This window comes from Halosimplex pelagicum, from assembly GCF_013415905.1.
GTDB classification, from domain to species: Archaea; Halobacteriota; Halobacteria; order Halobacteriales; family Haloarculaceae; genus Halosimplex; species Halosimplex pelagicum.
The window spans coordinates 5,121,989-5,135,950 of the sequence record NZ_CP058909.1 but is presented as its reverse complement, the minus strand read 5'-3'; the positions used below and the strand labels follow the sequence as shown (position 1 = coordinate 5,135,950).

General features: G+C 48.9%; 8 protein-coding genes and 1 pseudogene. 7 read left to right on the top strand and 2 right to left on the bottom strand.

Translation table 11 applies throughout. The features are described from left to right. Positions 1-17: 17 nt before the first annotated feature. Complete coding sequence (locus HZS54_RS25670; protein WP_179919885.1) at positions 18-1,961, bottom strand: homing endonuclease associated repeat-containing protein; 1,944 nt, start codon at positions 1,959-1,961, stop codon at positions 18-20. A gap of 116 nt (positions 1,962-2,077) precedes the next feature. Next, positions 2,078-3,643, bottom strand: coding sequence for a DNA-methyltransferase (locus tag HZS54_RS25665; protein ID WP_179919884.1), 1,566 nt, complete (start codon positions 3,641-3,643; stop codon positions 2,078-2,080). Positions 3,644-3,906: 263 nt separating this feature from the next. On the opposite strand from HZS54_RS25665, the gene HZS54_RS25660 reads away from it, so the two are divergent. From HZS54_RS25660 to HZS54_RS25630, 7 genes and pseudogenes are all read left to right on the top strand, one after another. Further along, on the top strand, positions 3,907-6,861 hold the full coding sequence (locus HZS54_RS25660) for a DNA methyltransferase (RefSeq protein WP_179919883.1): 2,955 nt from the start codon (positions 3,907-3,909) through the stop codon (positions 6,859-6,861). Positions 6,862-6,937: 76 nt separating this feature from the next. Beyond that, positions 6,938-7,804 (top strand): DNA adenine methylase, encoded by an 867-nt coding sequence (locus tag HZS54_RS25655; protein ID WP_179919882.1) that lies wholly within the window; start codon positions 6,938-6,940, stop codon positions 7,802-7,804. 63 nt (positions 7,805-7,867) lie between these two features. Beyond that, positions 7,868-8,422, top strand: a complete 555-nt coding sequence (locus tag HZS54_RS25650) for a DNA N-6-adenine-methyltransferase (protein WP_179919881.1) — start codon at positions 7,868-7,870, stop codon at positions 8,420-8,422. A gap of 49 nt (positions 8,423-8,471) precedes the next feature. After that, positions 8,472-8,696, top strand: coding sequence for a DUF8069 family protein (locus HZS54_RS25645; protein ID WP_179919880.1), 225 nt, complete (start codon positions 8,472-8,474; stop codon positions 8,694-8,696). A 168-nt stretch (positions 8,697-8,864) separates the two neighbouring features. Continuing rightward, a complete protein-coding gene (locus tag HZS54_RS25640; protein ID WP_246391739.1) occupies positions 8,865-9,443 on the top strand; it encodes a hypothetical protein in 579 nt (192 codons plus the stop codon). 212 nt (positions 9,444-9,655) lie between these two features. Further along, positions 9,656-11,704, top strand: a pseudogene (locus HZS54_RS25635) (minichromosome maintenance protein MCM). Between the two features lie 146 nt (positions 11,705-11,850). Continuing rightward, on the top strand, positions 11,851-13,962 hold the full coding sequence (locus HZS54_RS25630; protein ID WP_179919878.1) for a pentapeptide repeat-containing protein: 2,112 nt from the start codon (positions 11,851-11,853) through the stop codon (positions 13,960-13,962).

The window sequence follows — 13,962 nt, the reverse complement described above, 5'->3', positions numbered from 1 at the left end:
AATCATTCAGCGTCCTTCTAATCAGATTGCTCAATTGCTTCGGCAATCGACCCGAATTCCTCTCTAAAGTAGATTGCTGGGTATCTCGCAAAGGACTCGATATCTGCGGGAGTGATCCGACCGCTAATGGCCGAGTCGATGTGATTAATCTCATCCAGCAGCGAAGACTGGCTGGGAAATTGATACTTTGATTTCAACTCGTCAATTCCCTCTGAGGAAATATCTCGGATATGAGCTTCCCCGAGAGCTCCTGTCCAGGAATCAAATCTGTTTTTTACTGTTTGAGAGCTGAAATCAGCGATACTGTCAAAGTCGCCAGTTGTTGGCTCGTATCCAACATGGAGCGCTACTCTGCGGAGTTCCTCTACGATTTCCGAATCAGTGTATCCCTGAAGTGCTACATCGCCTTCTGAGGCAGCTGTACCGTCGTAACCAGCATCAGCGAGTGCCTGTTTCCATGTTCCAAAGTGGTCTCGAACTGTGACTACTGATAATTCTGACTGATGTTCAAAAGTCGTAGCCGTTGGCGGACTGTCCGGCTGTGTTCCGAGACGTTGCAACTCCTGTTTGACACCGTCCGCTGTCGGTGAAGGGCTTTCATATCTTGGTTCGGTAGTTTGGGTAGAAGGAACCGACTGCTGACTCTTAGATTTGAACGCTTCTTCGGTTATTCCAGCCTCTTCGATTGCGTTGGAAACTGACCCGAATCTCTCATCGACTGTTGTCGCGTATAGTTCGGTGTGCTTAGATATTTCAAGTGGATCTGGAATGTCCTCAATACGAGTTGCATACTCGACAATAGAATCGAGAATCTCTACTCGATTTTTATCGCGGTTGTTTCGCCGTTCATGATCTATCGGCTGAAGGTCTGCCGCTGATATAGCTTGAGCCCAGGATCCAAATGCTTTTTCGAAGGCTCGGGCTGGATACGCTCCATATGCCTCCACATATTCTTTCGATGGTGGTTCATCAAATAACTCGGCCAAGTCTTTCAGATATGTGATTAACTCTTCATTGTTATATTCGAGTTGGCCTTCAGTTTTTACACTGTCAGTAGCATCATCTACTTGCTCAACTTCGGTCTGATAATTGGAGTCTTGCTTCCTTGGCTCCCTCTCACTGCTATTGCGGTCAGATCGCTTCGATTCATCCCCCTTGTTATTCTGTGTTTGTTTTTGAGATTTTTCTGTCGAGTTAAATTTAAATTGAGCTAAGTCAACGGCTGCATCCCATGAGCCAAATCGAAGGGAGGCCAGCCCTGCCGAAAGATCTGTATGATGATTAACTTCCGTTGTCGTGGGATTATTGCCAACGGCATGGGCGGTCTCTTTGATCGCATCCAGTATTTCTACATTGCTATATTTGCGGGTCTCGTGGTCGCTGGCGCTCCTGGAACTCACCCCCGCTTCTTGGAGTGCATTCTCCCAACTATCGAAGACAGAGATGTAAGCTGCTATCGAATAATCGCCATGACTGGCAACTAGTTCTTTCGTTGGTGTTTCGTCGAGCGCCTCTGAAAATCTCTGAATCTCTCCGATCAGCACTTCTTTATCGACAGATGATGAATTGGGGGCGCTTTTTTCATTCTGTGTGTGGTTCTCTGGGCACCAGTCGTCCAGCTGTTCTTTTGCTGAACTCCAACTTCCAAAGAATCTAGCATACATACTGCTGCTATATTCCCCAAGTCGATTCATTTCCGATTGAGTCGGCTTCTCTCCTAATTCGGTGGTAACTCTATCAAGTTCAGTTAACAAATAGTTCCGTTTGTTTATACCTGCAGCTTCAAGCGCCTCATCCCAAGAGCCAAATTGGTCCTGAAAATCTTGGAGGGCATATGCACCCTGATCAGTCAAATCTGATGGATACGGAAGTCCATCGGTTGACCCATCGAGTCGCCTTAATTCAGAGAGTAAGTCGGTAGCCGAGGGTTGGTCTCCAGATTCCTCAGATGTCGAGTCCATAATTCTATCCCCAAGCCGTTTCGCGGTCTGGTAGCATCAGTTCCATTATTCAGAGACGGTGGGATATAACAGTAACTACCTCTTGTATGTCTGGACTAGATTTCTATTAGAGGAACTCACTCAGAGTCGGACGAATATTGTCGTATGTCTGCTTGCTGCACGGACATATCCGGGTCAGTATCTTCCATTGGGTTGTGTACGCGTATACCCAGATTCGAAACTAACGGAGGCCAATTTCGGATCCGATGATGCCGCCATTGTTGCTGTTTAATGTCGTCGATCCAGACCTCCAGCGGTTTCTTTTGATCATACCAGTGATGCTGATTGCCTAGATACAGGTACACGTCGCTGGATCTATAGGCTGTATCTCGGTGTGCCTGCATATTTTCAAGATGACTACTGACTGTTTCCGCTTCAATCTGGAAATCAACTTCATAGTAATCTCCAGAGCCGGGGTTATCCGAGATCAGGCCATCCCGCGCAGTTTCTATTGGAAGACCCTTCGTATCAACAGAGTCCCTGCAGACATATCGGATTTCAGCTCTCGGAGAAGTGTTCGAGGGATCAATAAGAGCCGATTCCTCGGCCGCTACCGTGATGAACTCGATGTCCTCATCAACGATATCAGTGGCCTCCATCCCGACCAATTGAGTGAACAGCTTGAGTACATATTTGTGGACTCGAAGTGACCAGATTGTTTTGCGAAGTTCTGCCTGTTCATCAGTTAGTGTATCCTGCGTATACCGCATTTCTTCGAGAATATTAGGCCGGACGTGGTCCCGATAGTAATCCACGTAATCTTCATTCAATTCGAACCCGAGAGGCTTTCGATCGAGACCCTCAGCAATTGCCAGGGTTGTTCCTACACCAGCAAATGGGTCTAAAACCACATCACCCTCCGTCGTTGAAAGCTTGAGGATTCGTTCAACGAGTTCTCGGGGGAATGGGCTCGGATGGAAGCTGACTTTGGGTCCATAATCACCCTGTTTTGGGATCGGATATTCCCAAACGTTTCCTGGAACCATTCCTGAGGGGTTATACCGTTCAGGGTAATCGACCCACCAGCGACCATATTCCTCAGTATCTGTGATGCGGATATTATCTATATCATAGGTATAGGTGTCCGATTTAGAGAACATCGAGATATGTTCATAGACATTCCGCAGCTGGCCCTTTTGTCGCCACGGGCGAGTACGCTGCTTGTTCCAGATAATGTGGTCCTGCATCCGCCAACTATCAGAAGTAGGATCATATTCCTCACCGCATTCTGGACAGTGGAAGCGACCCGTTTCGCGGTTTTTATTGAGCAGGGCCCCACAACCATCATTTTGGCAGATTGTTAATTGTGGAAGGTTCTCGATCTCATCAGCGATATCGAACGGTAACCTGACGAAATGTCCATCTTTTCTATAAGTGTCGGTGATGATCCACAGGGTTGCGTCCTCTGAAGCGATTGAATAGCATTGTTTGAAAATCCCCCGGATATCATCCATGAAGGCCTCATAAGCCTGTTGACCGACCTGATCTTCGTGGTCTCCATATTTGATCAGATCCGCATATGGTGGAGATGTGATAATTGCATCAACGAGGTTGTCTGTCTCATCAAACTCATCTTCTAATCGTGATTGTAACTGCTTGGCATTATGATGATAGATGCCGAAGCAATCCGGAATATCCGACATAATCAGTGCAGGTGGTTCGAGTGTAGGGGGGACGGGGTGCGGTGATAAAAGCATTCCTTTACCACTTGCCCCCAATCAATCTCTATAGAGACAGAAATGTCGGTCGAACCAGATCAGTACATTCATCATGCTGGTGGGTAAGGATTGTTCTATGTATCCTCAACGGCTTTTCAACGCTAAAACGCTCGGTATTCAACTTGGTTTTCTCTCCAAAATTGTAGTACTCGCATCTGACATCACGCAGGCGGTTGGAGGGGGATTTCATGAGTAGTGAGCACTGCCAGTCGACAGTAGAGCTGTCGATGTTGGCAGCAGGAATGGCGAAGCAACATGAGCGATATCAGGATGCCCTTCAGGAACTCGTTGATAACGCAGTGTCCTCTGTCGTTCGGGACGAAACATATTTTGAAAATCCTGATGAACAGGTAGAGCTGGTTCTGACATTAGTTAGAGACGAGGAGACAGTAAAAACCTTCATTGCTGATAACGGACCGGGTATATCTAAACAGGAACTGCAGAATCATGTCTTCCGAACGGGGAACAAAGAAAAATCGGAGGGGATTTTAAACAATGTTGGATGGGGATTGAAAGCTAGCATCGCATGGTTTGAGCGGACCCTCAAACAGCAAAATTTAGAGCATTCTAAGCGCTGGTTCTCGCTCGTAACTCAAACAAAAAAAGGCCCAGTACACAGAGTAGATGGACCGATAACAGGTGAACTCCCAATTCAGCAAGGGACATCTGAGGACTGGAGCAGCGGTATTCAAAAGGGAGCTCATTCACTAACAGAGAAGAACCATGGGACGAGGATACATGTCTCCTGTAGTCGGGAGCAATTTGACGCCGATGTTTGGCCGAGCGCAGACGCTCTTTCGAAAAAAGCCCAGGTTCTTCGCGAGCGATTTGGCGTTCTCTTCCGTCGGTTGTTGGAGGCCCGAGAGGACAACAACATCATAATAAACTACCACGATCTGGGGACAGGCGAATCTGGCTCTGTTGAGGTAGTTCCAATTTCACCGATTTACGAATACGGGGAAGAAGAAAACGAGGAGTACGGATATCATGAATTTTCGGTCAAAGACGGATCTGGGAAGACATTCAAAATCGAGTACGAACATGGGACTCTCGATTTCGATGGAATGACCGAGAGCGTGGCTGATGATCACCCAGAATTACTCACTACAAGTGGCCGCTTCAGGTATCGATATCGGCCAAGCCAGAAACACCAGGGAATAGATATTTATGCGAACGGTCGTGTGCTGATGACCTCAGTGTTCTCGGATCTATTCGACCTGACCCGTAACAACCAGTATAACTATTTTGGTGGTACCTTGAGAATCATTCCGGTTGATCATCAACACGAAGTCCCCACTGATAATAAAAAGACAAGAATAGACACAAATAGCGTTCTCTGGCAGGAGATCCAAAACCGTCTTTCAGAGCCGGAATGCCTGCCACAAGGGAAAGATTATCATGGAACAGCAATCGGAAATACGAAATCGGAACAACAGAGTTCGACTGAGACAGGTTCTGAGACCGGATCGATTTCGCAGGATCAGGAGCTGGACCAGCAGTCAATGCCCATCTCGAACTCTGAGGATCTCTTTACTCTTCACAATAAAGACGCACGGACACTCAAGTCTGTAATTTCTTCGGGTATTGCGGAGGATAGCCCATCAGATGTGGTTGATGTAGCAATTACTTCTCCTCCGTATTTTGATCTGAAAGACTACGGCTATAATGGGGATAACCAGATCGGGCAACAGGAGTCATATCAGCAGTATTTAGATAGTCTGCGCGAGGTATTTGGCCAGTTGTATGATGTAATGAATTCGAATGGGACTCTTTGGGTCATAGTAAACTCATTCCGACGGAATCATCAGTTAGTCCAGCTCCCGTCGGATATAGCACGCGCATGCCAGACGTTGGACGATACACTATACTGTCCAAATTGTAGTGGTCCGGACATCGATGTTCCAATTGAGCGGGACTGGCTCACTGATTCAGTTTCATGTCCGAACTGTGATTTTACCGGTGACGCATCCGATTCATCTTGGTTACTTCAAGACGTGATGATTTGGAACAAGCGACGTGCTCGTCCGTTTGCAGACCATGGCGAATTCCGTAATATCTATGAGTACATTCTTTGCTTCAGCAAATCACCCGATTTTAGATTTAACATCGACAATATCCGAATCACCAATCCAGATGAATTTGAGAAGTGGTGGGTTGGGTATCCAGAGCGATACCATCCTCGGGGAATGTTGCCGGATAATGTCTGGGAATTTAAGTCACCGGATAGAGGTTCATTCGGGAATCGGGATGTTATCCATCCCGCCCCGCTCCCTCCAGGACTTGTTGAACGGATTCTCCGTCTCACAACCGGCGAAGGTGATATTGTCATGGATCCCTTCGCAGGATCGGGAACTGTCTTAGCGCAGGCTACCGCGATGGAGCGAGAAGGGATCGGGTTTGAGCTGAGTGAGAAGTTCCATGAGGGATATGAAGCCGTCAAAGAGCACATTCACTCCAACTGGGACGATAATCAGGACAGTTCCAAGGGCGATCAGGAAGACCTTTCACGAGTAATTTGTGGCCTCCGGCATATCAAACACACCCGTGAACATCTTAGAGAGATGGCTCGGGAGATCAACGTTGCTGTCCCGACCGCATTGGATATCCACACTGCATTCCGGATCGTTGATTCTGCGGACTATCAGGCACTAGAATCAGGAGAGCATGGTCGAGGGGAGGTAGTTTACGTGACCGACAACGGTGTATCAGCAAGAGAGATTGCAGAATATCAACGGGTAGCTGATGAAAGTTTGAATTCCGGGTCTGCAGCCGGGTACGGGCTTGACATCTCGCCATATGTTGTTACGACTGACGAATTCCTAGCTGAAATCGCTCGGGAGGACTCTGGTCGGTTACCAGAGCAACTCTATCTATATGAAGATGGCCGGCATTATGCGTATGCACAGGAAATTGATTTGGATGAGTGGAGAGAATACGTCACCACAACATCGGGATGGCATGAAGCGTTCGCGAATCACAACTGCCCACCAATTCTAAGTAACCTCTGCTTGGACGTAAATCACCCACAGTACTCGCTAGAGACGATGCCTCGGTCTCTCTCCGAAAACCACAACGCAACACTGTACGGGGGAGATGGGACCGTCCAGTTCGATATTGAGATTCCAGATAACCGATCTCGGTAAATCCTCTGGCAAGCATATTCGATAAAGGGGTAGCGGAAATTTTTATACCCACTCAAGTGAGGATCGACTATCCTGAATGGCTGATCCAATATTAAAATGGGCTGGGGGAAAGCGCCAGCTCTTGTCCGATATCAAGCGGATGTTCCCGAATTCTTGGGACAATTATCATGAGCCCTTCCTCGGGGGAGGCGCAGTTGTCCTCAGTCTGCAATCGCCTGCAGGCACGGTTAATGATCTCAATAGCGCCCTCAGCAATTTCTATCAAGTCGTTAAACGGTTTCCAGATGAACTCATCGCAGAGAATAAAGACCATCTATATGACCGAGACTATTACAATGAGGTCCGGGAGGAATATAATTCTCTCAGTACAATGGAGTCGCTGACTCATTCAGAGCGTATTAGGAAGGCCAGTCTCCTGTTGTATTTGAACAGAACTGGGTACAATGGACTTTACAGGGAGAACTCCGATGGGGAATTTAATGTCCCGTTCGGAGATCACTCAAATCCGAATTTCGTCCAGTCACAACGTATCAAGCACATCCACCACATTTTACAAGAACTCGACATCTTGAATGAAGATTTCGAGTATGTCCAAGAGACAGCCACAGAGGGAGATCTCGTGTATTTTGATCCACCGTACAAACCCGTCTCCGAGACAGCTGATTTCACTCAATATCAAGCGGAAGGATTTGACCAGGAAGACCAACAGCGCCTTTGTGAAATTGCGCAGTATCTCGACACCCAGAATGTCTCAGTTATCATCTCCAACTCACCACCAGTCGCAGAACTATACGAAGATCTTAGCTCATTCATGATTGAGTCGGTAAGTGCCCGACGTTCTATCAACAGTGACAGCGATAATCGGGATCCGATCAAGGAGATTCTTATTACTAACATCCCCCCAAGCCATCGGGCCCAAACGGAACTAAGCCAGTTTTCGTAATAATCCACCGTGAGCAGATTAAACGAGATTATTTTACACCTTCGCATTTACACCTATTTTACGATGGACGAAAGCGCTAATACTGACCCCCCTTCTGACTTTGACTTTTGGGATCTTGATGAGAAGGATGACTGGCAGACCCCGCCGGCGTTAATTGCTGACCTCCAGGATGCTCTCGATGGGATTGATTTAGATCCATGTGCACACCCAGAGTCAGAAATCGGTGCAACGAATTGGTGTCTTGAGGATGGCGTCGACGGATTATCTAAGTCGTGGGAAGATTACGAAACTGTCTTCGTCAATCCACCATTTTCGTATAAAACTGAATGGTTAGAGAAGGTTACAAACGAGTGTACTAACGACCCGCAGTGGCCCCGCACAGTTGTTGTACTCACACCGGATTCCACGGACACCAAGTCGTGGTGGCATACATACATCGCGCCCTTTGCGGACTACATCTGTTTCAGTGAGGGCCGTATTGCCTATTACGAGAACGGTGAAGCCGCCCCATCACCGACATTTGGAACTGCGATATCTGTCTTTGGGGATTGCGATTCCGCCTTGCTCGACACGCTACAACAGTGGGGGCATGTTGTGAAAACCGTCACCCAGTCATAAGCTAGCACACCCGAAAGAGACTATTGGGATCGCACTGGAAGGGGGTGATATGGAATCAGAAGACAGTAACATGACCGAGGACGTAAGTGACGATATTTCGGAAGCCAAGGCACGGATGATCGTAGAACAGCTCATTGAACGTGGCGTTGTACATATGCCAGAGAATGAACCGAAGCTGATTCATGAGCCGACGGGCCGGGTTTTCCACTCAAACGAAAGCATCGCTCATTTCCACAAAGGTTGGGAGTCAGGGCGCCAAACCCATTGCAAGTAGATTCGTGGTCGGCTCAGAGTTTGGGCGGAAACGGTTTGAAGACGAAATAGTACTTATAGAGGAAGCAGACTAGCTTGGATTTCGCTCCGGGAGGCGGCATACCCTTCTCGGTTTACATGCCGGAACGACAACCCCCCTTAGAGCGGGGTCTGTGCGGGGGTGGTCGGCGTGACCGACTCGGAACCCGGCGCGCGCGAGAACGGACACAACTCTTCCGACGAAAACCCCGGGGAAAACGGGTCGAGAAGCACCGTCGAGGGACTCGACGCCCGACTCGAAGCGCTCTCTCGGCAGGTATCTTCCCTCCGCGAGCAGTTGGATGACGAGCGGGAGCAGCGCGCGGAACTCGAAGACCAGCTCGCCGCGCGTGACGAACGCATCCACGATCTCGAAGAGGAAGTCGCCCGGTTAGACGCGCGGACCGACATTCTCGAAGTCGTCGAGACGGCCGACAAGATGACCGGCAAGCAGCGGACGGTCACGCTCGTGCAGCACCTTCACAGAGCAGCGAAGGCGCGTGAGCGACGTGACGAGCCCGCCGCGGCCACCGTCGACAGGGACGAAGCCGAAGAAGCCCTCCACTTCCCCGATATCGACCGGACGACCGTCTACCGGGACATGGAGCGCGCCGCTCGGCTCGTCGACGGGAGTGTACTCTGCTACGAGAACGGTGAGCTGATACTCGACCTGGAAGCTGGCGACCTGCCGCGTCGCTACACATCTGAGCAGGGTGGTGGGAATCTGTGAAGTCTTCACAACAGATGTTGCGGGGGAAGCCCCCACCGGACTGGGTCGAACTGAGCGGAACCGTCTGAACCTGTAGAATTTGCAGGGTAGGACGGTGTTGTAAATAAGTCTCAGTTAGCTGATAGTCCGCTCGCAGACCGCTCGCACCGCTCGCACCGGACCACGAATCACCAGCCAGCGCGGCTGTTGTGATACCTTCACAGATTCCACACATGCCCCAACACCACGAAATGGTCGACGACCTGATAGAGTTCTTCCGAGACTACTACTCGGAAGAGATCGCACAGCTCGCTCAACACTACCCGCAGGAACAGAAGTCACTCTACGTCGACTTCGACGACATCTATCGGTTCGACCCAGATCTCGCCGACGATGTCAGAGACCACCCCTACGAACTACAGGGGTACTTCGAAGAAGCGCTCCGACTCTACGATCTTCCGATTTCTGTCAGTCTGGACAACGTACACGTTCGCATCTACAACCTCCCAGAGTCAGACGAATATGACGTAGGAGAGGTATCCCGACACGAGAACATCAACCGACTGCTCGATATCCGGGGACAGGTACAGAAGGTATCCGACGCGAAGCCCCGGATCGTCGAAGCCGAATGGGAGTGCCAGCGGTGTGAGAGCGTGATGCAGATCGAACAGAACGGCGAAACGCTCCAGGAGCCCCACGAGTGCAAGGGTTGTGAGCGTCAAGGACCGTTCCGACTCCTCACCGACCGGAGCACCTGGATAGATCACCAGTACGCTTGAATCCAACAACCGCCGGAACACGCGAACGGCGGCGACGGTGCAGATGTCGACGTGCATCTCGAAGACGATCTCATCGAGGAATTCGACGCTGGGGACAGGGTCACGCTCACTGGCGTTCTAAACATAGAGGAGCCGAGCGCCGACCAGAGCCGGAACTTCGATACGACCGTGGATGCGAAAGCGGTGGTCAAGGAGGAAAGCGACTACGAGGATATCGATGTCGAGGAGCACCTTGAGGAGATCCGGGCCATCGCGAACGGCGAACGAGGAGACCCGTATGAGTTACTCATCGACTCGATCAACCCCAAGCATCAAGGCGATGAGACGGTCAAGCTGGCCGTTGCGCTTCAGCTATTCGGTGGATGGGGACACGAATATCCCGATGGAAGCCACGACCGCGGAGACTGGCACATGCTCCTTCTGGGAGACCCCGGCTGTGGGAAGTCGACCTTTCTCCGGTATGTCGACCAGATTGCACCGCGGTCAACCTACGCTTCAGGCAAGGGTGCGACCGCGGCGGGAATGACCGCAGCTGCTGTAGCCGACGACTTCGGTGATACCGAATGGGGGCTCGAAGCGGGGGCGCTCGTGTTGGCGGACGGCGGAATCGCCTGCGTGGACGAGATCGATAAGATGCAGTCTGACGCAGTCTCGTCGATGCACGACGCGCTCGAAAGCCAGCAGGTACACGTCAACAAGGCCGGTATCAACGCGACGCTGAATGCCCGAACGTCTTTGTTGGCAGCAGGGAATCCGAAGGACGGACGATTCAATCGACGCCGTCCGAAAGGGGAACAGATTGATCTTGGCCCCACGCTGCTCTCCCGATTTGACCTGATGTTCATGGTGTCGGATGAGCCGGACCCCGAAGCGGACGCAGAAGTGGTCGAGCATATGGTGAAGAGCCGGCAGGCGGCAGGTCGGTACACGCAGGGAAGTGATCTGAGTGAGGAAGACCAAGACCGCGTCGAGCCTGCTATCAGCCGCCCGGTGATGCGCGCCTACGTCGCTCACGCGAAGGAGACCTGTTTCCCTGTGATCGAGGACGAAGAAGTCGCCAAGCGGTTGAGAGAGTTCTTCGTGGGCTTCCGAGCGGGAGCTGATGGGCAAGAATCTAACTCACCGGTTCCTGTGACGTTCAGACAGGTGGAAGCAATCCAACGGATCGCCGAGTCGAGTGCGCGAGTTCGACTCTCTGATACGGTCGAAATGGAGGATGTTGAGCGGGCTGTTGATCTTGTGACGGCGTCGATGAAAGAAGTCGGTTACGACCCTGAAAGCGGTGAGTTTGATGTTGATATCATCGAGACTGGGCAGTCGAAGAGCCAACGAGATCGCCGGGAAACGGTTGTCTCTGTGATTGATGAGTTAGGAGGGGCAACCATGGAGGAGATTCAAGAATCAGCCAGTTTCGAGGGGAATGTATCCCTTGAACACGATATTGAGCAACTGAAGGAGAAGGGCCGAGTCTATGAGATGGATGGGGAGCTCAGAATAGCGTAGACACGATTCACCCGATGAGGGCTGTATTTTGTTGGAGTTCCCTTCGGAACACGCCTAAGAACAAATCAGACTCTACCGATATTGTTCATCAATTGCGGTATTGTTTTGAAGCTAGTCCTCATCGGTATGGTCAGGTTGGTTGGTAGATGAGTAGCTCTGATCCAGGATCGGAATTGGATGACCTAGATGGTGGTTCACAACGTTGTGGATTTAAAACCGAAGGCGGCAGCGCTCATGGAATTTCACTTTGCAATAGAGAATCATCAGAACCAGATGGCAGGTGCTTTTGGCATTCTTCACGCAAGAAGTCAATTACCGAAGTCATAGACCAGCTGAATCGAGAAAGGTCGTTTCAAGATCATGAGGGACCGACCATAATTAGGGGGATGATCTTAGAGCAAGTGAGTATCGGAGACGATATCGATTTTGATGGGCTTGACTGCGCGGGATGCAAATTGACGGATGTAGATCTGACGCGTACAGAGATTTCCGGTACTGTTTTTGACGGTGGTACCATCTCCGATTCTGATTTCTCAAAGACTCATTTTGAGAATGTCTCGTTTTCGGAAGCCTCTTTAGAACGTGTTAAGATGATAGATATTTCTGGAAAGAACGTTTTTTACAAGGATTCACACATTACCTCAACTCAGTTTCGATGGTCCGATGGAGATGAAATTTATTACTCTAATTCGAAAATACAGGATTCGAGTTTTAATCAATCGCGTATACGAAATGGGTTCTTCGAGACCGCTGATTTGACAAATTCAGAATTTTTGGGAACCACTATAATTAAATCTGATTTTTCTAATTCATCATTTGACGGTGTTGATATGGAAGGGAGGTTCAGGGACGGAAGCTTCAAAAATGCAGAGATATATGAAAGTGATTTGTCGGATGTCGACTTCGAGGATGTAAATCTTCGAGGTTTATTTGTTTCACGATCTGACCTAAATAATTCTGACCTTAGCGGACTGGATCTAGAAGATTGTGAATTGAGGGAAAGTAATTTCCATAATTCGACAATGTTTGGAATTAACTTAGTAGAATCTGAAGTTGTCGACTGTGGATTCATTGGTTCCACCCTTGATGACTCCGTATTCGATGATATGAATTCTGTGGACACAGAATTCACCGGATCTTCAATAGAAAATTCGACGTTGAAAAATTCAGAATTTGCATATGGCTCTTTTGAAGGTGTAGGGCTCAGAGATACGGATATTATCGAATGCGAATTTGTTGATGTTAAAATGATGGGTATGAAAGCAGGCCCAGACCTATATATTGACCAATCTGATTTTGAAGGAATAGAACTTATGTGCACGGACTTCTCCGAGTCAATTATATCGAAATCTTACTTTAAGGGATCAGAGCTTCTATCAGCGGGTTTTGAGGGCACTATCATTGAGAAAGTAGACCTTCGTAAGTCAGATTGTCGATTAGCTCAATTCTGGGATGCTGATCTGCGGGATGTCCGGATCGACAACGAGACTAAATTAGGTTCTAAGTGTATATACGAGCTGGAAAAATTCGCAGAAATTTATCAGGATGATGTCCTCAATTTAAGCGAGTTTACTAGTTCTGAGGAGACATTTGCAGATCTCCTCAATTTGGATGAATTGACTAATTCTGAAGGATCAGCAGATGGGCTTCGAAGTCGTTTATCCAAGACAATATTGCCACGTAATGGCTGGCATTGCTGGAATAGTGATACAGAAGATGAGCTATATGATTTTCAAAAGTCGATCCGTGTGTATCGAGCTTATAGAGGCCTCTGCGATGATAATCAGCTGTCGGATAGAAGCCGAACGTTCCATACTCGGGAAAGAGAAGCCGAAAGAAAGTATCATTTCCTAAATGGTAATCTCGGTAAATGGACGTATTTAGCATCACAGAAACACATTATGGGATATGGGAACGGATATTTGAATGTATTAATAACATCAGCACTTACGATAGTATTCAGTGCAATTGCCTATCTCTTTGTGGGTGGTGTCGAATCAACCCAATCTACAGGAACAATGTACAGTATTACACCTGGTTGGCTACCAAGATTTGGGATTCCATCCTGGGTCCCGGATATAATCGTTAGCTTTGGAGCTTCCATGTATTTCAGCGTTGTAACTTTTTCCACTTTAGGATACGGTGATCTTCAACCAGGCAGCCCTTTTGCTAAATTTCTTGCAGGAGCTGAATCGCTCGCAGGTGTAGTTTTAACCGCCGTGTTTGTGTTTGTCCTAACAAGAAGAGCAACGTGGTGA